The organism is Pseudomonadota bacterium, assembly GCA_016719885.1.
Taxonomy (GTDB): domain Bacteria; phylum Pseudomonadota; class Gammaproteobacteria.
In genome coordinates, this window is sequence record JADJYF010000011.1 from 1 (window position 1) to 24788 (window position 24788).

The following is a 24788-nucleotide window of genomic DNA, read 5'->3' on the forward strand; positions in this document are numbered from 1 at the left end:
CAGGTGCCGGCCTTGCGTTTGCCGTGGCCGGCGAGTTTCGGTTCACAGGGATTGGTCGGCGGCGGCGGCGGTTCGAGTGGCGCCACGCCGCCGGCGAGCTTGGCGATTTCCTGTTCGAGCTTCAACTTGCGCTGCTTGAGCGCGGCATTGTCGGCCCACACCGCGAAGGCACTGTCGAGCTCGCCGCGCGCCGCGACCAGCAGCGCATTGGCCTTGTCCTTGCTGGCGTCCTGCTTGTCGGCCTGCCACGCGGCGACGCCGGCCTTGCCTTCGTTGAAGCGCGCATCGAACTTGCCGACGATCTCCTTGACCTGCTTGACGCGCGCGTTGAACGCACCCTTCAAGGTTACGATCTCGGCATTCTCGGCTTCTTCCTTGGTGGCTTTCAGCAACAGGTCCTTGGCCACCGACAGCATGGCCTTGTCGAGCGCTTTCTTGATGTCGGGTGCGTAGCGCGAGGTGGGCGCGGCGAGCTTGACCGGTTCGATGGCGGCTATCGGCTGGTTGCCGGGGAAAAGATCCTTGGCCTGCTTGATGACCTCGTTGGCCGCCATGCCTTCGCTCTTCTTCAGTGCTTCGATGCGGGTCGCGATGTCTTGCGCCCAGCCGCTCTCGGCCTTGCTGAATTCGCCCGGATCGAGGATCTGCACTTCCGACACCTTGGCCAAGGCCTCGCCGATGTCGAAGTCGGGACGCTTGAGCATCTTCGCCAGTTCCTGCTTGTTGCCGTCGACGGTGTAGTCACGCACTGCGAGTTTGCAGTCCTGGCGTTGCGGCTGCAGATCGGCGCAGGCCTTGGCGAAGCGCAGCGCGGCGGCGTAGTCGTTCTTCGGCACCTGCTGGGTGGCGAGCTTGAGGTAGGCGCTCGCCAGCAAACGCGGCGCTTCGTCGCTGACGTAGGGGTCAGGCGTCTTGTCGGTTTCCTTGCGCAGGCCGTCGAGGGTCTTGGCGGCATTCGCGACATCGCCGGCCTTGGCCTGCGATTCGAAGGTCTGCTTCATGCCATCGATGCGCGCCAGGCGCGCCTGTTCCTGCTGCTCCTGTTCGAAGGCGTCGGTGGCTTCCTGCAAGGCGCCGCGTTCCTCGGCCAGCCCCGGTGCGTCGGGCGCGTAGCGGGCCGCGTCGGCGATCAGGTTGTTGCCCTCGGCGAAGCGTTCCTGCAGGCGCATCTCGCCGGCGCGCTCGACCAGCTTGGCGGCAATCTTGGTGCCGACCTCCTTGATCCACGGATCTTTCGGATCGCCGAACGCGGCGATGTTGCCCATGTGCTTGCGCACGCTGGCGCGCCACGCGCGATCGGCTTCGCTTTCCGCGAGCAGCTTGTCGATGGCGGCCTTGGCATCGGCCACCTGCTGCTTCTCGGCCGCCGCCAGCGCCTGCTTGCGCTTGCTCTCCAGGCTGTCGAGTTTGCCGAGCAGGGGCGCGGCGCGCGGCAGGTCCACCAGGGCGTTCTGGGTCAGCGCCACGGCTTCGTCCCAGCGTTCCGCGCCGGCCCATTGTTCGGCGGTCTTTTCGACCATCGTGGCGAGCTGGTTGGCGGCATCGTTTGTACGCGGATCGTCGGGATGGTCGGCGCGCAGGGCGTCCAAGGCCGCATAGGCGTCGCTGAAACCCTGGGCATCCTTGCCGAGGCCCGCCAGGCGCTTGCCGAATTCCGGCAGCGCCGCCTCGAAGCGCGCATGGCGCTTGGCCAGGGCCTCGGCGCGCGCCGCATCGTCGCCATTGCGCAAGGCCTCGGCCAGCGCGGCTTCCGCATCGAGCAGCGGCGCGACGCGGGCGCTAGGCGTGTAGGCGCGCGCGGCCTTCAGCGCGACGGCCGCGCCGTCGAACTCGCCCTTGTCGCGCAGGCTGCGCGCTTCGTGCAAACGCGCCAGCGCGAGCTGGTCGCGGGCGTTGGCGGTGGTGGCGTGACGCGCGGCGATTTCGCCGAGTTGCCTGAGCTGATCGTCGCCGTCGGGGTCGAGCTTGTTGCTGGCCACCGCCTGCGTGATGCCGTCGCGCAGGGTCGTCAACTGGGCGTTGAATTCATTGGCCAGGGTGCCGATGCGATCGTTGAGATCGCGCATGCCGAGCACGCGCAGCATGCCGCTGTAGTCACCGAGCATGAGGTCGCTGGCGTTCCAGTTGCGCGAACTCTCGAGCGCGGCGAGATCGCGCATGGCGCGCGGCTCGATATCCTTGCGCAGCTTGTCGAGCAGCTCGTTGCCGGGATCGAGGCGCGCGAGGTCGACCACCTCGTTCTGCACGGCAAGGTAGGCGGGCAGGCCACCCTTGCTGTCCAGCGCCTTCTGCACCGCGTCGACCGCGGCCAGCAGGCGTGCGGTGGTTTCGGCGCGTTCGCGCGCGCCGCCGATCTTGTCGGCGAGGTCGTTCAGGTACTTGTTGTCGAGGCCGAGCAGCTCGCGGCTCTGGTTGCTGAGCGCCTCGCCGTAATCGAAATGGTTGTCGGCCAGCGCCTTGTTGATGGCGTTGGCAAACGCGCCCGGCAGCCGCCGGTCTTTCAGCATCGGGTGCTTGGGATCGATCTTGGCGACCACCGCCATGGCATCGTAGATGTCGTCGCCATTGTCGCTGGGCAAGAGGCTGCCGTTTTCGAGCGCGGTGTTGAACTTGTCGAACTGCTCGGCCAGCACGCGGTTCTCGGCTTCGTCGATTTGCTCCTTCAATTGATTGAGGCTCGACGAATCGTGGTAGACGCTGTAGCCCTGCGCCTTGTCGAGGACCTGGCGCGCGCCAATGAAATCGTACTTGCCGGCGGCGACGTCGATGCGCGAGCGCACGCCGTTCTCGAAGTAGGCGAGGATCGCTTCCTTGGCCTCGGTGAGTATGCGGTCGCGCTTGCCGGAATCGAAGTCCGGCGCGTCGACGCCGGCCAGCACCTGCTCGATGTTGGCGGCACTGCCGCTTTTCGCCAGCTCGATGCGCTGATCGGTGTCGCGCTTGTCGAGCATGTTCATCATCGGCACCACGCCGACCGCGGCCAGCAGCACGGCGGCGGCCGGCACCATGACCAGCGGGTTCTTCCACGGCGAAGTCGCGCCTTCGAATTCGATCAGGAACTGCGCGGTGGTCTGGCTGCGCTTGTCGCGGGTGAAGGCGAGACCATGCTCGAGGCCGCGCCATTGTTTGCGCGTCAGGCCCTTGATCGGTTCGGCGACCAGTCCAGAGTCGCGGGCCTTGTTGGCCGGGATCTTGTTGAACGGGTGCTTGCCGGTCAGAAGCTCGTAGGCCACGCAGGCCAGCGCGTAGATGTCGTCGCGCGGGTCGGGCTCTTCGCCTTCCAGCATCTCGGTGCTGGCGTAGGCGGGCGTCAGGGCGCCGAGTTTGCCTGGATCGAATATCGTTGTTTCGCCTTCCGCCGCGCCGGGGTTCTTGACCGCGCGCGCGATGCCGAAGTCGAGCACTTTCATCTGCCCTTCCTTGGTCAGGAAGCAGTTGCCCGGTTTGAAATCGGAATGGACGATGTTGCGCTCGTGGGCATACACCAGCGCCGCGCCGAGGCCCTGCACCATCGGCAGCGCTTCGGCAAATGGCAGGCCGCCCTTGGGCCGCACCACTTTCTTGATGTAGTCGTTGAGCGGCTGGCCTTCGAGCAACTCCATGACCAGGAACGCCAGGCCATCCTCGGTCTGGTCGAAATCGTAGACGGTCGCGATATTGGGATGCGCGAGTTTCTGCTGGCGGCTCGCTTCGCGCTGCAGGGCGATGAAGGAATCGGGGTGCTGCTTGAAATCTTCGTTCAGCACTTTCAAAGCCACGCGCGGCTGCTTGTCCTTGGCGCGCACCTTGATGAGATCGCTGCCGAGGAACACCGAGCCCATGCCACCCACGCCCAGCACCGAATCGAGCTTGAAACGCCCGCGCAGCACCGCGCCGGGCTCGATGCGGGTCGGACTGGATGCGCTGCTCGGCGTCGACCAGTCGCCGCCGGTGCCGCCGGTCTGGCTGTCGCTGGTCGGCCACGAGGCCGAGGTCTGCGAACCGGTGTCGCCGGTCGGATCGAAATCGATGCCGGTGGTGGTGGAGGGCTGACTGTGGCCGGTGATCTCGCCGCTGGTGATGTCGAGGATCTCGGTGGCATCGCCCAGCGTCTGGCGCGCCCGCGCCACCATTTCGGTCACTTCGTGGCCGCCGAAGCGGGTGCTCTCGTCGCCGCCGAGGCGCGTCGCGTCGTCGTCGTGGCCGTCTTGCGCGACGGCGTCGTGCTGGGCCAGCGGCGCCGTTTCGATGCCCACCGTTACGCGGCTCTTCAGCGCCGCATAGGTGTCGGCGTCGATGATGCCGTCGACCACCGCCTGCTTGAGCTGGTCCATGATCGCGACCACCGCCTGCGGGCGTTTGGCCAGCAGCTTGTCGATGTTCCTGGCGACCGCATCGAAGTCGATTTCGCCGCGCGCCAGGCGCTCGAGGGTGGTCTTGAAATCAGCCATTGCCGCGATCTCCAGGCACGCACGGAACAGGCAAAGCAAACAGTGGATTCATGCGCTCACGTTTCCAGGGCTTGCGGCGCCGGCGGTTTCGTCGCCGTCGCGCCGCGCATCAATTTTCGGTGACCTTCACCACGCACACGCTGACATTATCCATGGCGCCTCGCGCCAGCGTCTGATCAATGAGCACGCGCGCCACGGTCTGTGGATCGGCGCCCGCCAGGTGCCGCGCGATCTCGTCATCGCCGAGGTGCTTGTCCAGTCCGTCGGAACACAACAGGAAACTGTCACCGTCTTCAATCTCGAGCAGATCCATTTCCAGCAGCAGGCTGTCGGTCACGCCCACCGCACGCGTCACCATGTTGCCGGACGGATGACCGGCCGCTTCGGCGCGCGTCAGCAAACCCTTGGCGATGAACAGCTCGATCTGCGTGTGATCGGTCGTGACCTGGCGCATGCGCCCGTCGCGCAGCAGGTAGCAACGACTGTCGCCCGCCCAGATCACCACCGCGTGACGGCCATGGATGAGCAGCACCACGACCGTGCTGCCACTGGTCTGGTTATGCGCGTTAGCGACCGCGAACAGCCGATCATTGACGTTCCGCACCGCTTCTTCGACGCCATCCACGAAATCCGGCAGCGTGGCGCCGATGTCGAGCTTGGCCAGCGAATTGACGATGAGCTGGCTGGCAAGGTCACCGGCCGAATGCCCACCCATGCCGTCGGCCACCACCCACAGACCGACGTCACCGCGATCGAGAATCGAATCCTCGTTGAGCTTGCGTACCTTGCCGACGTCGGTGATGGCGGCGGAGCGCCAGCGGAACGGCTCACTCATGGCGACTTGCCTGCGTCCGCGCACGGCGCGAAGCGGCGCGGCAGAGGGGGGGACGACCGAGGGGACGACAGTGGCGCACGCCAGGCTCGCGCGCTCACTCGTCGGACTTGAAATGCACGACTTCCTGGGGATTTTCGGAAAACGATCGTCCCAGGCTGATCTTGCCGCTGCCGCTCAAGGGCATTTCTTCGCGTCGCAGGAAGGCTTCGGTGTCGCCGCTCCACACGTAGGTGCCGTTGGTGCTCTGGTCGACGATGAAGAATTTGCCGCGACGAAACTCCAGGCGCACGTGCTGGCGCGAGGCCAGTGCCTCGGCGACCGGGATGTCGGCGGTCTTGCTGCGACCGAGCACCACCTGCGGACGCTCGTCGTTCATCACCACCCGCAGATCGTGGTAGGTGAGATTGAGGCAGGCGCGCTGCATCGGTTCGGGGATGACGCCGGTGGACATGCGCGTGACGTCGTCCTGCTGCCACAGCACCTCGTAGATGTCCATGGTCTCTTTCTTGCCCTTGACCGGCGCCCTGTCGATGAAACGCGTGCTGGCCTTGAGGATGGGCGGCAGTTCGTCGACCGTGGTCTGGGTGGTGATGATCTGGCCGCCATTGGACATCGAGGCCATGCGCGCCGCGACATTGACGGCGTCGCCGAACACGTCACCGGCGTCGAGGATGGTCGGGCCGTGGTGCAGACCGATGCGTACCGCCAGGGACATGCGGCCCTGGTTGGTCTGCACGGTGATCTCGTCTTCGAGCAGCTCATGCATCTCGCAGGCCGCGCTGACCGCCCGTTCCGGGGTGGGAAAGGTGCACATGATCTCATCGCCGATGGTCTTGATGACCGTGCCGCGATGTCGCTCGGTGACGTCCGTCAGCATCTCCAGGCAACTGGCGACCTTGGCCCGCGCCGGCCCATCACCGAGCAGCTCGTAGAGCCGCGTACTGCCGCTGATGTCGGCAAACATGATGGTCAGGTTGGTGGTTTTGGGCGCCATTCGTTGTCGTTGCCGTGGGGCCTTGAGTCCTTGTTGAGGGCACGTCGCGCGCGCCAACCGCGCCTGGGGGCGCTGGTTGAGGGTGCGCCGAAGTTTATGGAATAAGCTACTCAGCATCAACAAAATTTCTGTTTTGAGCAAGCGCCGTCACGGGACCGCCGCGCGCTTCGCCCGCGCGCGAATTGCCGGCTAGAATCCGGGCCCATCGTGGAATCGTCCGCCTATGGGAGCGTGTGACTTGAAAAAAACCTGTCGACCCCCGCCGCGCTGCTGCTCGGCGCCCTGTTGATCGTGGCCGGTGGCCTCGGTCAGCGCTACCTGCTCGGCACGGCGCCGGCTGTGCCCGCGCCCGCGCCCGAGGCCAAGCCGGCCGCGCCGACCGCGACCAAGGACGCCGCCCCTGGCCTGGATGGCAAGCTGCTCGGTGAAGTGCTGGCGATCGTCGACGCGCCGCGGCGCGGTGAAATCCTCGATTCCGCCGAGGTGTTCAAGCGCTTCGTGCACCAGGAGGCGCTCAACCAGGCGGTGCTCAAGGCCGCCTATGCCAACCAGGCCGACGCCAATCCGCAGATCAAGACGCTCATGGAGCGCGCTGGCCAGCGGGTGCTGGTCGAGACCTACCTGAACCAGGTGGTGCGCGCCAACCTCGACGCCAAGTTCCCGAGCGATGCCGAGGTGCGCGAGGCCTACGACAAGAACCCGGACGCGTTCCGCGTGCCGGAGCGGGTGCACTTGTGGCAGATCTTCATCCCGCTGGATGCGCGCGCCGACGACAAGGCGGTCAAGGCGGCGTGGTCGCGCGCCAACCGCGTGGCGGACGAACTGCGCAACAACAAGGGCGACTTCGGTGCGTTGGCCCGGCAGTACTCGGCGCATGAGGCCAGCCGTCTCAACGACGGCTATATGGGCCTGTTGAAGTCGGCCGAGCTGCTGCCGCCCATCGCCGAGGCCCTGAAGAAGCTCAAGCCCGGCCAGGTCAGCGAACCCATCGCTTCCGAGACCGGCCTGCACGTGCTGAAACGCGGTGCGACGGTCGGCGCCGAGATGCTGGACTTCGAGCGTGTGCGTGAACAGCTGCGTCAGCGCATGGTGCAGGAGGCGGTGGCCAAGGTGCGCCAGGCCGCCATCGACAAGATAGAGAAGGAATACCCGATAGATACGCCGGCCGCCGAGACCCTCGAAACCTGGCGCCAGGAGCTCAAGGCGCAGGCGGCGCCGGCCGCCGCCGAGGCGCCGCAGGCGGCCAAACCCTGAGGCGTGGCGGGCGACGGCGGCCGCTGCCCGGTCGTTGCTGCCCTTGAAAGGAGGTTGTTATACTCGGCGAGTCCCAGGGGCGCGGAACTAGGCCCAGTTATTCAGTGCGTTAGCGGGCTTATTGAAAGGTCTTATGCATATAGTGGGCGAGTCGAGGCGAGGGAGGGCGTTACGCTGCCTGCGCGCACTGTGCGTGGCGGGTCTCGTTGCGCGCGCCGGCCTGGCGTCCGCGATCCCCGCCGAGCTCGACGACGACGCACGCACCGCGCGCCCGGGCGCCGTGCGCCCTGCTTTCAATGACGCGTCAAAGTCCTCAACTTCCGACCCGACCGCCGCCGAGCTCGCGGCCGCCATGGCGCCCAACGAGAGCTCCCTCGCAGCGACGGTCAGTCTGCCCGACGCCGCCAAGCCCGGCGCCATTCGACCCGGCGACAAACCACGCGAAGTGCCACAGGCGCCGCCGCCGGAAACCCATTTCGAAGTGCCGGCGCTGGTCGACCGCCCGCTGGAAATCGACGACGGCGACAAGGTCGCCGTCAAACAATTCGTACTCGAAGGTGCCGTCGATCGTGCACGGCACGGCATCGCGGTCGCCGACGTGCAGGCCCTGGTCGATGCCAAGCTTGCCGAGCGGCCCGAGGGCTTCACGGTCGGACGTCTGCAGGAAGTGGCGGATGTCGTCACCAAGTATTACCGCGATCATGGCCTGATCCTGGCGCAGGCCTTCGTGCCGGTGCAGTCGGTCGACAGCGGCGAGGTCAAGATCCAAATCATGGAAGGCCTGCTCGGCGACGTCGTCACCGAAGGCAACAAGATGTACAAGCCCAAGGTGCTGGCCGCGCCGTTCCGCAAGCTCATCGGCCAGCCGGTCACCAAGGAATCGATCGAAACGGCGCTGCTGACGGTGTCCGACAACCCGGGCCTGTCGTCGTTCGGCGTGTTCCAGCCCGGCACGCGCGTCGGCACCGCCGACATCATGCTCAAGGTCCAGGACGAGAAGCGCTTTGAATCGGCGCTGCGCTGGGACAACCATGGCATCCGCGAGACCGGCCTCAACCGCCAACTCGGCCGCTTCGCGGTCAACTCGCCGCTCGGCATCGGCGACAAGTTCACCACCACCATTCAGCGTACCGTCGCGCCGCGCAACACCTGGTTCTACGCGCTCGATTACCAGGTGCCGGTGGTGCGCCTGTACGACACCCTGCTCGGCATCGGCGTGGACCGCAACCAGTTCGATGTCGGCGGTGATTTCCGCGACGCCAACATCCATAGCGACATCCGCAACTACAACATCTCGCTGACCAAGAATTTCGTGCGTAGCCGGCTGATGAATTTCAGCGCCACCTCGCGTCTCGCCAAGAAGCGCAGCGGTACCAAGGCCGACGGTCGCAAGCAGAACATCGACAGCCTGGTGGTGGCCTCGGGCGAATTCAATTTCGACAACGTCGACGCGCGCTTCGGCGGCCTGAACACTGCCAGCCTCGAGATCTCCCACGGCTTCAACGACCTGTTCGGCGCGATGGGCAAGGCCCCGGCGTTCGTGCCGCCGACCCGCCAGGGCGGCAACGGCAAGTTCGCCGAGGGCGATTTCAACAAGGTCACGCTGCGCATGTCGCGTTTCCAGGCGCTGACGCCCTTGTGGGACAAGCTCAAGAACCACAACATCCTGTTCACCACCGAGTTGATGTGGTCGCCGGACCTGCTGGTGCCGCTCGAGCAATACGACGTCGGCGGGCCCGACAACGTGCGCGGTTACCGGCCGACCGAGAAACTGTTCGACCGCGCGGTGTTCGGCTCGGTGGAGTGGATCATCAATGCGCCCTTCGTGTCCGACGTGCCGGCTTTCGGCAATCGCACCTGGGGCGAACTGGTGCAGGTGTCGTTCTTCTACGATGTCGCGTCGGGCTACCTGAACAGCGCGCTGACGCCGACCGAGCGCAAGGCCGAGAATTTCAACTCGGTCGGCATGGCGTTCTCGTTCAACAATCCCAAGGCATTTTCCACCAAGTTCACCATCGCCGCGCCGATCGGCAGCAGCCCGCGCCCCGAGGATACCGGCTGGGGACCGAAGTACTGGCTGGACTTCAACCTGTTCTTTTGACCGGGGGTGGAGCGTGCGGCGTCAGGACGAACGACGTGACTCCAAGCTCGGCAAGGCCGGTACATCGGCGCCGTGCGTGATGCGGGAATATGTAACGGACTGGCCGCCGCGCGTCGCCGACAATGACCGGCGTCGGGGGCCTTTGCAGGTGCGCGTGCCAGCGACGCGCGACAGACTGATTCAACACCTAAGACACGGCTTGCGCTTGCACGCGGGCCACGGACATTCGATCACGAATGCCGGGGAGGGAGCGACCGCATGAACATGCGCAATCACGATGCCGATATCACCGCGGCACGCTCGCCATTTCGCCTGAAGCCCCTGGTTCACGCCGTGCAGCTCGCCTTGCTGCCGGGCCTGGTCACGGCTTTCGCCAGCATCGACGCCGAGGCCGCGCCGAGCGGTGGCCAGGTGCGCGCCGGCAGCGCGCACATCAGCCACGACGCCGCCCATGGCGTCACCACCGTCAAGCAGAACACGCCGCGCACCGCCATCGACTGGCAGAGCTTCAACGTCGCCAAGGGCGAGCAGGTGCGCTTCAAGCAGCCGAACGCCAAGGCCGTCGCGCTCAATCGCATTTTCGATCAGAAGCCCAGCCAGATCTTCGGCCAGGTCAAAGCCAACGGCCAGGTGGTGCTGCTCAATCCCAACGGCGTGTTCTTCCGGCCCGGCGCGGAAGTGAATGTCGGTGGCCTGATTGCCGGTGCCATGCGCGTCGGCGTCGACGAATTCATGAGCGGCCGCTACGTGCTGAAGGCCGAGGACGGCAGCGACGGTCGTGTGCTCAACCAGGGCAGGATCACGGCCGCCGACGGCGGTGACGTGGCGCTGATCGGCAAGACCGTCGCCAACGAGGGCGCGATCGTCGCCACCGCGGGACGCGTGAACCTGCTGGCCGGCGACCAGACCACGGTCGATTTCGACGGCGATGGCCTGTTGCGTTTCAAAGTCGACAAGGCGGTGGTGGACAACGCCGCCAAGCTCGATGAGCAGATCAGCAACAGCGGTCAGATCAGCGCCGACGGCGGTCAGATCCTGATCACCGCGCGCGCCGCCGCCGGCGTGTTCGACCAGGCCATCAACAACGCCGGCGTGATCAAGGCCGGGCGCATCGAGAAGCGCGGCGGCAAGATCATGCTGGTCGGCAGCGGTCCGACCTCGTCGGTGCTCAATACCGGCAGCATCGATGCCTCCGCCGCCAGCGACACCGATGATGGCGGTCGTATCAGCGTGCGTGCCAACGTGGTCGACAATCGCGGCACGCTGGCCGCTGACGCCACGCACGGCCAGGGCGGCAGCATAGCCGTCGCCGCGGTGTCGAAGGCGAGCTTCAACGCGGGCAGCACGGTCACCGCCACCAGTACGCGCGGCAAGGGCGGAAGCGTGGAGGCGAGCGCCGCGCAGCTGGCATTCAATTTCGACGCGGCGGTCGACGTGTCGGGACACACCGGCGGCGGCACGGCACTGCTGGGCGGCGATCTGCATGGCGCCAATCCCGACATCGACAACGCCGAACGTGTGTTCGTCGGCAGCCAGGCCAGCATCAAGGCCGACGCCAGCGGCCACGGCGACGGCGGCAAGGTGGTGGTGTGGGCCGACGACAGCACGCGCTTCCACGGCAAGATTTCGGCGCGCGGTGGCGCGCGCGGCGGCGACGGCGGCCAGGTCGAAGTGTCCGGCAAACAGACCCTGGATTTCACCGGTGAGGTCGACACCAGCGCGCCGCGCGGCAAGGCCGGTGAACTGCTGCTCGATCCGAGCACCCTCACCATCACCGACGCGAATGCCAACACCGGCTCGCTGGACTCGAACATTTCCAACGCCGATGCGGACATCAGCGGTGACGCCGATGCCGGCGGCAACACCATCAGCTGGGGCAAGATTGACAGTCTCGCCGTCACCACCAACATCATTCTCGAAGCCACGGGCCTCGTCACCATCAACGACGTCACCGGCGGTGCGCCGGCGGTAACGACGACCAACAACGCCGTCCATCTCGATCTCACCACCGGCAGCCTGACCATCCGCTCGACCGGCGGCAACGTGGTGTTTGCCGATCAGAACGACATCATCGAGACCAAGGGCGGCGCGGTGACGCTCAGCGCGGCGAACGGCACGGTCACGGCCGGCGGCATCAAGACCAATGTCAGCGGCGGCAATGGCGCCGTCACCATCATCTCCGGCACCGGCGGCTCGTTCGGCGACATCACGACCGGCGGCGCACTGTTCACGGCCAACGTAGGCGCGGGCACCGCGACCCAGGTGGCCGGCAAGACTCTCATCGGTTCGACGGCGCTGACCAAGACCGGCCTCGGCGCGTTGACGCTCAGCGAAGCCAACAGCCATATCGGCGCGACCACCGTCAGTGCCGGCACCTTGAACGTCACCAACGCCGCCGGCCTCGGCACCACCAATGGTGGTACCACGGTGGCGAGCGGCGCGGTGCTGGTCCTCGACAACGTATCGATAGGCAGCGAAGCGTTGACCTTGGGCGGCGGCACCCTGCGTGCCCTCGGCACCGCCAATGTCGACGGCAACATCACGCTGACCGACAACAGCGCCATCGATGTGCCCGGCTCGGAGCTGATCTTGGGCGGCGTGATCAGCGGCGCGGGTTTCGGCATCGACAAGCAGGGCGCGGGCCGCCTCACGCTCAACAATACGAGTTCCTATTCCGGCACCACCACCATCACCGATGGCAGCATCTTCGCCGGTGTCGACGACGTGTTCGCCAACAGCATCTTGAATATCGCGGGAGCCGCCGCGCGCTTTGAGATGGAGACCACCAACCAGACCGTCGTCGGCCTGGCGGGCAGTGGTGTGGTCAGCAACGACGAGCCGAGCGCGAACGCCGTCACGTTCACCATCAACGGCGGCAGCGGCCAGACTTTCAGCGGCCAGTTCTTCGACAATACCGCCGACGACATCTCGGTGGTGAAGACCGGCGCCGGCACCCAGACCTTCGGCGTCGGCGCCTCCACCTACGCCGGCTCGCTGACCATCGACGACGGCACGCTCAGCATCACCACCGCCAACAGCCTCGGTGACGCGGTCGCGGGCACCACCGTATCGAACAACGGCACGCTGGATCTGAACAACCTCGCGCTCGCCAGCACCGAGGCCATCGACATTTCCGACAGCGGTATTGCCAATGTCGGCGCCCTGACTGCCACCGGCACGTCGAGCATCGCCGCCACCAACATCCTGACCATGGGCGCCGATGCCACCATCGGCGGCAGCGGCACGCTGACCTTGAACACCGCGCTCGACAACGGTGGTTCGCGCGCCTTGACCAAGACCGGCAGCGGTACCTTGGTGCTCGCCGCCGACAACAGCGCGGCCTTCACCAGCGCCACCGGCACCATCACCATCAACGCCGGCGCCATCAAGGTGACCGACGTCGGCGGCCTGGGCGATACCGTGGGCGGCACCACCATCGCCAACGACGCGCAGCTGGAATTCGCGCTGGGCGGCAACGCATCCGTCGCCGAGAATCTCAGCTTCGAAGGCAACGGCGGCGCCAATGGTGCGGCGCTGCTGCATTCGAGCGCCAACGTCCTGACCTTGACCGGCAGCCTCACGCTCACCAATGTCGGTCTGGCCAACGACGCCACCATCAGCGTGTCGAACGCCGGCGGTGTCATGTCGGTCGGCGCGATCAGCGACGGCGCGGCGACCCTGTCGTTGACCAAGGTCGGCAGCGGCGCGCTGCTCATGACCGCCGCCCAGGCCTACAACGGTGTCACCCACGTCAACGCGGGCACACTGCGCGCCGGCCTCGCCGACGTGCTCACGGCCGGCGCCGGTCTCGACCTCGGCGCCACCGGTGTCTTCAATCTCGCCGGATTCGATCAGTCGCTGGCCAAGCTCGACGGCGCGGCCGGCGCGCTGGTCACCAACGACGTCGGCGGCACGGCCGACATCGCGACCCTCACCATCACCGGCGGTGGCGGCAGTTACGCCGGCGACATCACGGAAAACGGCAGCGATACCTTGTCGCTGGTCAAATCCGGCACGGGCACGCAGAGCCTGTCGGTGGCGAGCGGCAGCTATGACGGCGGCACCAGTATCACCGGTGGCACTCTCAGCATTCTCACCGAGGCGAGCCTCGGTACCGGCAGTGGCGCCACCACCGCCAATGGCGGCACCTTGGAATTGAACGGCGTCAGCCTGACCGGCAGCGAAACCATCCACCTCAGCGGCAGCGGCAACGGTGGCGTGGGCGCCTTGACCGGCATCGGTGCGGTGTCGGTGGAAAGCGGCAACAGCGTGGTGCTGGACGCCGATACTTCCGTGGGTGGCGCCGGCACCCTCACCATCAACGCCGTGATCAGCGAGAGCGGTGGCGCGCGCGCGCTCACCAAGCTCGGCGCCGGCACCGTGGTGTTGGGCGGCAACAATAGCTACACCGGCGCAACGACGGTCAACGCCGGCACCCTCGAAGCCGGCGCGGTCGACGTGCTCGACAACAGTAGTGGCGTCAATCTCGCGGTCAGCGGCGCGCGCCTGAATCTCGCCGGTTTCGATCAGACGCTCAAGAAACTCGATGGCGTGACGGGCACGGTGGCGACCAACGACGCCGGTTCGACCGCCGACGTGGCGACGCTCACCATCAATGCCGGCGGCGGCAACTTCGCCGGCAACCTGACGGAAAACGGCAGCGATGCGCTGACCCTGACCAAGTCCGGCAGTGGCACGCAGATCCTGTCGGGCAGCGGCAATACCTACACCGGCAACACCATCGTCAGCGGCGGCACCCTGCAGGCCGGCGCCGACAACGTGCTGGGCGCGGGCGACCTGAATGTTTCGCTTGCCGGCGCGACGTTCAACCTCGCCGGCTTCGATCAAACGGTCGACGAACTCGACGGTATCGCCGGCGCGATCGTCACCAACGATGCCGGCAACACCGCCAATACCGCCACGCTCACCGTGACCGGCAGCGGCACCTACGCCGGCGACATCACCGAGAACGGCAGCGATACCCTGTCGCTGGCCAAGACCACCGGCGGCATCCTGACCTTGTCGGTGGGCACCGGCACGTTCGACGGCGCGGTCACCATCACCGGCGGCGCGATCTCGATCACCACCGCCGCGAGTCTCGGTACGGCCACCGCCGGCACCGTCGTCAACGGCGGCACGCTCAGCCTCGCCAACTTCGCGCTCGCCAGCAGCGAGAGCCTGAGCCTGGCCGGCACCGGCGGCGGTTCCGGCGCATTGCAGAGCGGCGCCGGTGTGTCGTCCATTGCTGCCAGCAATGCCATCACGCTGACCGGCAACGCCACCATCGGCACCGCCGGCGTGTTGACCATCAACAGCGTGATCGCCGAAAGCGGCGGCGCGCGCACGCTGACCAAGAACGGCACCGGCCAACTCACGCTGACCGGCAACAACAGCTACAGCGGCGCGACCACCATCAGCGAAGGCACGCTTGCGGCCGGCGCCGCCGACGTGCTCGACAACAGCAGCGGCGTCAACCTGTCGGTGTCGGGCGCCACGCTCAATCTCGCCGGTTTCAACCAGTCGCTGGCCAAGCTCGACGGCGTGGCCGGTGCGGTCGTCACCAACAACGCCGGCAATAGCGGCGACACCGCGACGCTGACCATCACCGCCGGCGGCGGCAGCTTCAGCGGCGACATCACCCAGACCGGCACCGACGCCCTGTCGCTGGTGAAGTCGGGCACCGGCAGCCAGAGCCTGGCGGTGGTCACCGGCACCTACACCGGCACCACCACCATCAGCGGCGGCACGCTGTCGATTGCCACCGATGCCAGTCTCGGCACCGCGGCCGGCGCCACCACCGCCAATGGCGGTACGCTGAATCTGAATGGCATGGGTGTGACCGGTGGCGAGACCATCAACATCAGCGGCACCGGCAACGGCGGTATCGGTGCCCTGACCAGCACCGGCACGGCGGCCATCGAAGCGAGCGGCAGCCTCAACCTTGCTGGTGACGCCACCATCGGCGGCAGCGGCACCTTGACGCTCAACACCGCCGTCACCGAAAGCGGCGGCGCGCGCAGCCTGACCAAGACCGGCACCAGCAACCTGGTGCTCGGCAATGGCGCGAACAGCTACACCGGCAGCACGACCATCGCCCAGGGCACGGTGACGGCGGCCGCCGTCGACGTGCTCGACAACAGCGCCGGCCTCAATCTCTCGACCTCGGGCGCGAGCTTCAACCTCGCCGGGTTCGACCAGACCCTGACCAAGCTCGACGGCGTGGCCGGCACCACGGTCAGCAACAGCACCGCGGCGGTCACCGATGCCGCGACGCTCACCATCAGCGGCAACGGCGGCGTGTTCGCCGGCAATCTCACCGAGCCCGGCGACGACGTGTTGTCGTTCACCAAGTCCGGCGTTGGCACCCAGACCCTGTCCGGCAGCGGCAATACCTTCAGCGGCCCGGTCACCGTCAGCGGCGGCGTATTGAAGGCCGGCGTTGCCAACGTGTTGGGCTTGAGTTCGGGGCTCAACATCAACAGCGCGGGCGCGACGTTCAATCTTGCCGGCTTCGATCAGTCCCTGCTGAAACTCGACGGCGTGGCGGGTGCGATCCTGACCAACGATGCCGGCAATACCGGTGACGCGGCGACTCTCACCATCACGGGCGGCGGCGGCGTGTTCGCCGGCGACATCACCGAGAACGGCAGCGACACGCTGTCCATCACCAAGTCGACGACCGGCACCCAGACCTTGTCGGTCGGCACCGGCAGCTACGACGGCGTCACCACCGTCAGCGGCGGACGTCTCATCGTCACCAGCGCCGCGAGTCTCGGCAGCAGCAGCGGCGGCCTGGTGATCAACAACGCCGCCAATGCCGGCGCGACCCTGGAACTCGGCACGCCAGGCGGCACCAGTTTTGCCGATACCTTGACCTTCAGCGGCGGCAACAACCCGACCCTGCTGCAATCGACCGGCGGCACCACCACCTTCACCGGTGGCATCGTCATGAGCAGCGACGGTACCGCCGACATCGCCCAGGCCGGCGGCACGCTGGCAGTGACCACGGTCGGCATCTCGGGCGCCGGCACCTTGACCAAGACCGGGCCGGGCACGCTGCAACTCGGCGTCGCCACCACGCTCGGCGGTTTGAACCTCGCCCAGGGCGTGCTCGCCATCGGCCTTGCCAATGCGCTGGCGGCTTCGACCGATCTCACGCTCGCGGCCGGCACAACCTTCAACCTGCACGGCTTCAACCAGACCATCGCATCGTTGTCCGGCAACGGCATCGTCACCAACGACGACACGGTCGGCGGCAGCAACGCCGCCGCGACCCTCACCATCGCCGCCGGCGGTGGTTCTTTCACCGGCACCATCAGCGAGTCCGCTGACGACGTGCTGTCGCTGACCAAGTCCGGCACCGGCACCCAGACGCTCGCCAGCACCAACAGCTACACCGGCCTCACCACGGTGTCCGGCGGCACGCTGGCGGCGGGCGCGGTCGACATCCTGACCAGCACTTCGGGCTTGAGCATCACGGCCGCGGGCGCCAGCTTCAACCTCGCCGGTTTCGACCAGTCCCTGAGCGCGGTCAGCGGTGTGTCCGGCGGCATCGTCACCAACAACTCGACGGCCGCCAACGACAGCGCCACCTTGACCATTACCGGCAACGGCGGCAGCTATGCCGGCAATATCACCGAGTCGGCCGACGACGCGCTGTCGTTCACCAAGTCCGGCAGCGGCACCCAGACCCTGTCCGGCACCAATACCTATACCGGCGCCACCACCGTCAATGCCGGCACCCTGCAGGCCGGCGCGGTCAACATTCTCGGCGCGACCTCGGGCCTGACCTTGAACGGCGCCGCTTCGACCTTCAATCTTGCCGGCTTCGACCAGCAGGTCGGCAAGCTCGACGGCGCGGCCGGCACCATCGTCACCAACAGCGCCGGCAACAGCGGCGACATCGCCACGCTGACCATCACCGGCGGTGGCGGCAGCTTCGCCGGCGACATCACCGAGACCGGCAGCGACACGCTTTCGATCACCAAGTCCGGCAGCGGCACCCAGACCTTGAGCGTGGCGACCGGCAGCTACGACGGCGCCACCAGCGTCAGCGGCGGCACGCTGTTGATCACCACGTCCGCCAGTCTTGGCAGCGCCAGCGGTCAGACCACCGCCAGCACCGGCACCCTCGATCTCGGTGCGCTGGCGCTGGCCAGCAGCGAGACCATCAACCTCACCGGCAGCGGCGCCGGTGGCGTGGGCGCGCTGACCGGCAGCGGCTCGGTGGCCGCCAGCAACGCCATCGTCGTGACCGGCACCGGCGCCATTGGCACCACCGCCACCTTCACCGTCAACGCCGCCATCGGCGGCAGCGGCACGCTGAGCAAGGTCGGCAGCGGCACCCTGGTGTTGAGCGGCAACAACAGCTACAGCGGCGGCACCACGATCGCGGCCGGCACGCTCACCGCCGGCGCCGCCAACGTGCTGGACAACAGCTCGGGCGTCAGCGTCGCGGCCGGCGCCACGCTCAACCTGGCGGGCTTCGACCAGACCGTCACCAAGCTCGACGGCGTGGCCACCAGCGTGGTGACCAATGACGCGGGGGGATTGGGCGACATCGCCACCTTGAGCATCAGCGGCGGCGGCGGCAGCTATGCCGGCAACCTCACCCAGAATGGCATCGACGATTTTTCGGTCACCAAGTCCGGCACCGGCAGCCAGAGCTTCGCGGTGGTGAGCGGTACCTATGCCGGCGCCACCACCATCAGCGGCGGCACGCTCAGCATCAGCACCGCCGCCAGCCTCGGCTCGCTGACGGGCAACACCACCGCCAACGGCGGCACGCTCGACATCAGCGGCTTTACGCTCGCGACCGGCGAGGCCATCAGTCTCAACGGCACCGGCAACGGTGGCGCGGGCGCGCTGACCGGCACCGGCACCGCCGCCATCTCCAATGCCCTGACCCTCACCGGCAACGCCAGCATCGGCGGCACCGGCACCTTCACCGTCAACTCGGTGATCTCGGAAAGCGGCGGCGCGCGCAGCCTGACCAAGAGCGGCGCCGGCACCGTGATCCTGGCCAATGGCGCCAACACCTACAGCGGCGCGACCATCGTCGCGCAAGGCACCCTGCAGGCGGGCGCCGTCGACGTGCTCGCCAACAGCAGCGGCCTCAACCTCAACGCGTCGGGCGCGAGCTTCAATCTCGCCGGCTTTGATCAAAGCATCGCGCGCCTGGATGGCGCGGCGGGCAGCATCGTCACCAACAATGCGGTGGCGGTCGGCGACGCCGCGACCTTGGCCATCTCCGCTGGCGGCGGCAGCTATGCGGGCGACATGACCGAAAGCGGTGGCGACACCCTGGCCCTTACCAAGTCCGGCAGCGGCACCCAGACCCTCAATGTCGGTACCGGCAGCTACAACGGCGTGACCCTGGTCACGGGCGGTACCCTGCGCGTGGCCTCGACCGCCAGCCTCGGCACCACGGTCGGCGCCACCACCGCCAACGGCGGTACGCTGGACGCGGCCTTCAGCGGTTCCTCCAGCGAAAACCTGGTGCTGAACGGCAGCGGCGACGGCGGCGCGGGCGCGCTGATGGGCAGCAACACCGGCACCTTCTCCGGCACGGTCAGCCTGGCCAGCGCGGCCAGCATCAGTGTCGACAACGGCGCGGCCGGCAACATCGACTTCACCTTGAGCGGCAATATCAGCGGCGCGGGCGGCAACACGCTCACCAAGCTCGGCCCCGACACCCTGGTGCTGTCCGGCAACAACAGCTACGCCGGCGACACCCAGATCGATGCCGGCGTGCTGAAGCTCGGCGCCGCGAGCGGCGTGGCGAGCGGCAGCGCGGTGCACATCGCGGTCGGCGCGACCTTTGACGTCAACGACCAGTCGGCCAGCATCGGTTCCCTCGGCGGCGGCAGCGGCACGCTGGATCTCGGCCTCGGCTCGCTGGCGGCGAGCGACGACGTCGACCTGACCGGCATCACCGTGGTGTTTGCCGCGGCCGGCAGCGGCAACCAGACCCTGCGCGCCGGCAGCGACGGTAGCGGCAGCCTGACCGTCGATGCCCTGAGCAAGTCCTCGACCGGCAACCTCACCCTGATCGGGCCGACCCTCATCGACATCAACGGCGACGTGGCGGTCAATGCCGGCAACCTGTCCATCAACAACGCCTTCAGCGCGGCGGGCGATCTGGTCGCCAGCGGCAACGTCTCCCTGAGCGGGCTTGGCAGTCTCGATGGCGCGGCGACGCAGAGCATCGACGCCCAGGGCGGCACGCTCACCACCATCGGCCTGACCAAGACCGTCGGCGGCGCCGGCAATCTCAGCCTCGGCGGTGGCACCGCCATCAGCGCCAGCGGCGACGTGGCGGTGCAGACCGCCGGCGGCGACCTGCTGGTGGCCGACAACATCACCACCGACAGCAACTTGAGCGCCGCTCACGACGTGGTGTTCCAGGGCGCCGGCACCAGCACCTTCAATGCCGCGGGCGTGCAGACCATCACCGCCACCAGTGGCGCCGTGCGCGATACGGCCGGCGCGGTGCTGGCCAAGAGCGGTGGCGCCAACCTGGTGCTCGACGCCGGCAGCGCGGTGGGCGTGAACACTGGCAACGCCTTGGGTGTAGCGCTGACGGGCGGCAGTGGATTGGAACTGGTGTCGGGCGGCGATGTGTTCGTGACCTCGGCGTCCAGTCTCACCATCGCGGGGCTAGCCACCGGCGCCGGCACCGATGACACCGTCGACATCCGCACCAGCGGCGCTAGCGCCGCGCTCACGATGTCCGGACCCTATACCGACGTTGTCAGCGACGACGTCACGCTGGTCGCGGCGCGCGACCTCAATTTCGATACCAACCCCCTGACCGTCGGCACGCTGGACGCGAGCTTCGGCCAGGGCGGCACTTCGTCGGACTTCGACATCGACCAGGCGGTGAGCGCGACCACGCCGGGCGGTTTCAGCGTGAGCGGCGGCGCCGGCGCCAACGACCGTATCGACGCCTCCGACATCGGCGCCGATCTCGGCTTCACGCTGACCGCCCTCGATACCGGCAGCGTCGGCGACGGCTTGGTGATCGATACGTTTTCCGGCGTCGAGAGCCTGCTTGGCGGTGGCGGCAACGACACCTTGGCGGGCAACTTCAGCTTCACCGTCAGCGGCGGGGACTCGGGCACTGCCTCGTCCCTCACCGGCGGCTGGTCGCAGATCGAGAACCTCGCGGGCAGTGCCGGCGCCAATACCTTCAACCTCGCCACCGGCGGCAGCCTGAGCGGTGGCATCGATGGCCTGGGCGGCACCGACACTTTGAGCTACAGCACGCGCGCCGCCGCCATCACCATCGACTTCTCGACACTGACGGCGCCGGACATCGCCGGCGGCTTCGCCAACATCGAAACCTTCGTCGGCGGCAGCGGCACCGGCGATACGCTGGTGGGCGCAAACAACGCCAGCAACTGGGCCGTGACCGGCGCCAACAGCGGCACCATCGACGACACCACCGTCGGCGCGCCGGGCTCGGTGGAGGTGAATTTCTCGAGCTTCGAAAACCTGCAGGGTGGCAGCGCCGCCGACAGCTTCACGCTGGCGGCCGGCGCCGCGGTCAGCGGCGACATCGATGCCGGTGGCGGCATCGATACCTTTGCCTTCGCCAGCCGCGCCTCCGCGGTCACCGTCAACCTGCAGGCCGGTACCGCCGCCGACAGCAGTTCGACCTTCGCCAACTTCGATGGCTTCGAAAGCTTCACCGGCAGCGCGGCGGCGACCGACAAGTTGGTCGGTCGCAACCAGCAATCGGACTGGCAGTTGACCGCGAGCGGCGCCGGCAGCATCGACGACACGCCCAACGGCGCGCCCGACGGCACCCCGGAATTCACGTTCACCGCCTTCGAGAACCTGCAGGGCGGCAGCGCCGTCGACACCTTCACCGCCGCCACCGGCGGTGCGCTGAGCTTCGGCCAGCTGGCCGGCGGCGCCGGCAACGACGTCTACAACATCCTGTCCAACGCCGGCAGCAGCACGGTGCTGACCGCCAACCTCGTCGGCGAGGCCGACAACGACACGGTCAACTTCGGCCTGCACGAAAACGCGCCGCCGACCAACCCCAGCGCCAATGAATTTTCGCGCCTGGTCGGCAGCATCAATCTCGGCGCCGGCACCGATACGCTCGATTACAGCGGCTCGGACCTGGTGCTGGTCAACGCCGTCACCGATAACGATTCGGGCAGCGGCCAGGCCGGTACGGTGCGCGATGCCAGCACCAACAATCCGCCCAACCTCGCCCTCATCAGCGGCAGCTATCTCGATGTCGACGCGGTGGTCGGCAACGGTACGCAACTGCAGGGCGCCGACGTCGAAACGGTGTGGGTGATCACGGGCAACGGCCGCGGCCGTTACGGCAATACCTTCGCCACCGCCACCACCACCTTCGAGAACTTCAGCATTCGCGGCGGCAACAAGCGCGACGTGTTCATCTTCAAGCAGGAAGGGCCGTCCAACACCACGCCGCAGCTGTTCGCCGGCATCGACGGCGGCGACTTCGTGGCCGGCAACGCCACCACCCACAATTTCATGCTCGGCAGCGTCGGCGCCGATCAGTTCGCGGTGACGGGCGCCGACGCGGTTTCCATCACCTTGAGCGGCGGCAGCGGCATTGCCACCACCGACGCCATCAACATCAACAACATCGGCGACGCGGGGCTCGCGCTCACCAGCGGCTTCAACGATACCGGCAACGACACCGTGACGGTGCAGGCCGGCCGCACCTGGGCGGGCAACCTGTTGACCAACGGCGGCAACGACAGCGTGACGCTGGGCGACGGCGCGCGCGTGGCGGGCACGCTCAACCTCGGCGCCGGTAACGACCTCGTCGACGCGAGCGCCTATACCGGCGCCATCACCGCGCAGATCACCGCTGCCACCGCCGCCGGCATGAGCGCTTCGACCAGCACCATCGCCGGCGACTTCTCCGGCGTCGAGACCTTGAACCTCGGCAGCGGCAACGACGTGGTGACCATGGGCGCGGCGCCGACCGGCAGCGCCTCGACCATCAACATGGGCGCGGGCGGCAGCGATGAATTGCGCTCGCAGGTCGACGCCACCTGGGTGCTCAGCGGCGATGGCGCCGGCGAATTGCGCGGCGTGCCGGGCACGGCCAGCGATCAACTGACCTTCAGCGGTGTCGACGATCTCACCACCACCGGTAACGGCGTGCTGAGCGTGCCGGGCGCGGCGGCCTCGGTGAGCGGCAACGTCACGGCCGACAACCTCGGTTTCGGCCAGGCCAGCGTCGATGTCGGCGCGCTCGGCCTGCGCGTGGTCGGCAACATCACTCACAACGGGCCGCTGAGCTTGAGCGCCAGCGGCGGCGGCGATCTCAGCGTGCGCGGCAACGTCAGCGTCGATGGTGCGTTCAGTTCGAGCGTGGCGGGCGGTACCGCCACCTACGGCAGCGTCACCACCAGCGGCGCCGATCAAAGCTACCAGGGCGCCACCGTGGTGCGCGGCGACATCAGCGCCCGTGACATCCGCTTTGCCGACGCCGCCGATCTGCGCGGCGTGGTGAGCGGCCGCAACATGAATTTCGATGGCAACACCACCATCGGCGCCAACCTCAGCGGCCAGGATCTGCATTTCAACGGCCCGCTCACCGTCACCAACGAAGTGGTGCTGCGCTCGTCCAGCAACATCTTCGATTTCAACGACGAAGTGTCGTCCGACACCGGCGTCACGCTCAGTATCGTGCCGACCGCCAACACCGACATGTTCGTTGATCTGGAAGACGGCGCCGGGCATGTCGCCGCCGACCGCTTCGAGAACTTCAAGGGCACGCTGACCATCGGCGGCCAGTTCACCCCGGCCCCGGACGGCGATGTGCTGAACGGTTCCCTGGCTTCGGCGCCGGCCGACTACATCACCGTGTCCGAATCGCTGGTGACGGGCGGCAACCTGGTGCTGGTCGGCAGCACGGTGGATTTTTCCACCGGCAATAATATTTCGGTCGGCACCGCCACGCCGGGCAGTGGCACGATCGTGGTGATGGCGCTGGGCGACAAGGTGCAGGCCGGCAACGACGGTCTGCCGGGCGGCGTCGATCTCGGCAATATCACCGCGCCGACCGGCGGCAACACCGTGACCTTCACCGGCGCGCAGGTGATGCTGGCGGCGACCAACGAGGTGCAGAACTCGACCAACATGATCATGGATCTCGATGGCGGCGAGGTGCTGGTCGCGCAAGGCGCGCGGGCCACCAAGACGCGTATCGATTTCAACGTACGGTCACGCGCGCAAGCGTCCGCCACCAATGTCACCGACACCGGCCTGGTCGCTTCGCTGACCGCGCTCGGCGCGCCCACCAACCTGTTGCAGAACACGCGCGCGTCCTTCCCCAATCCGGCCGCCATTCTCACCATCCTGCAGGCGGTGACCTTCGTCGATTCCTCGCTGTTCGAGGAAGACCTGTCGCTGTTCGGCGTGATCGGTGACGGTATCGCCAAGCGGCTGGACCAGTGCGAAGGCGCCGAGGGCTGCGCGCCCAACGTTACCGAAGAGCAATTGGCGGGGCTGATTGCCGGCCTCGAACAGCGCATCGACGCCATCCGCAAATCCATCGCCAGCGGCGAGACCGCGCAGGCCAAGGGCGAGACCCTGCTCAGCCAATACCAGGCCGAGCTCGCCAGCTACCGCGACTACCAGTCGCAGCTGCACGCCTATCTCGAGAAGCAGCGCAGCGAAGAGCAGGGCGGCGACGAGTTCGAGGACGTGTTCGAGGCCGAGGAGACGCCCGACGCGGCGGGCGACAAGCCGGCCGACGCCGCCGCCACGGAGGCCGCGCCGGCCAGCGACGATGCGCCGTCGCTGGAAGAGGGCAGCGAAGACCTGTTTGCGCCGCTCGAGGACGCACCCGCGCCGGCCCAGGCCGCGCCCGAGGATGCGCCGGCGGACGTCGACGAAGGCTTCGAAACCCTCGACGAAAGCCCGGCGCCGGCCCCCGCGGCCAGCCCGGCTCCCGCGCCTGCCGCGCCGGCTACGCCCGCGCCAGCCAAGGAAGACGCGGCGCCGGCCGATGACTTCGAGGAACTCGAGGAGCTGCCCGAACCGCAACTGCTGAACGAGATGACGGCGCCGGGCGCCGTCAACCAGATTGCCGGACTGGTCAGACTGGACGCCCAGGGCGCCGTGGCCTGGAGCGGCGACGTCATTCTTCCCACCCTTCATCGCCGGTATTGA

The 24788-nt window shown here is 67.4% G+C and carries 6 protein-coding genes; 3 read left to right on the forward strand and 3 right to left on the reverse strand.

The genetic code is table 11. The features are described from left to right. The 3 genes from IPM80_12440 to IPM80_12450 form a co-directional block, all read right to left on the reverse strand. Nucleotides 1–4430 (reverse strand): serine/threonine protein kinase (locus tag IPM80_12440; GenBank protein MBK8959211.1); only part of this gene is annotated, 4430 nt, incomplete at its 3' end. Nucleotides 4431–4539: 109 nt separating this feature from the next. Then, a complete protein-coding gene (locus IPM80_12445; GenBank protein MBK8959212.1) occupies nt 4540–5232 on the reverse strand; it encodes a serine/threonine-protein phosphatase in 693 nt (230 codons plus the stop codon). Nucleotides 5233–5359: 127 nt separating this feature from the next. Beyond that, on the reverse strand, nt 5360–6259 hold the full coding sequence (locus tag IPM80_12450) for an adenylate/guanylate cyclase domain-containing protein (GenBank protein ID MBK8959213.1): 900 nt from the start codon (nt 6257–6259) through the stop codon (nt 5360–5362). Between the two features lie 285 nt (nt 6260–6544). Here IPM80_12450 and IPM80_12455 point away from each other — a divergent pair, with 285 nt between their 5' ends. The 3 genes from IPM80_12455 (at nt 6545) to IPM80_12465 (ending at nt 24788) form a co-directional block, all read left to right on the forward strand. After that, nucleotides 6545–7513 carry a peptidylprolyl isomerase gene (locus tag IPM80_12455; GenBank protein ID MBK8959214.1) on the forward strand — a complete coding sequence of 323 codons (969 nt, stop codon included), beginning with the start codon at nt 6545–6547 and terminating at the stop codon, nt 7511–7513. 193 nt (nt 7514–7706) lie between these two features. Further along, a complete protein-coding gene (locus IPM80_12460; protein ID MBK8959215.1) occupies nt 7707–9614 on the forward strand; it encodes a ShlB/FhaC/HecB family hemolysin secretion/activation protein in 1908 nt (635 codons plus the stop codon). A 258-nt stretch (nt 9615–9872) separates the two neighbouring features. Beyond that, nucleotides 9873–24788 carry an autotransporter-associated beta strand repeat-containing protein gene (locus IPM80_12465; protein MBK8959216.1) on the forward strand — a complete coding sequence of 4972 codons (14916 nt, stop codon included), beginning with the start codon at nt 9873–9875 and terminating at the stop codon, nt 24786–24788.

Coding starts and splice junctions, on each gene's coding strand:
- IPM80_12450 (MBK8959213.1), bottom strand. CDS start 6,259: ATGGCGCCCAAAACCACCAACCTGACCATCATGTTTGCCGACATCAGC.
- IPM80_12465 (MBK8959216.1), top strand. CDS start 9,873: ATGAACATGCGCAATCACGATGCCGATATCACCGCGGCACGCTCGCCA.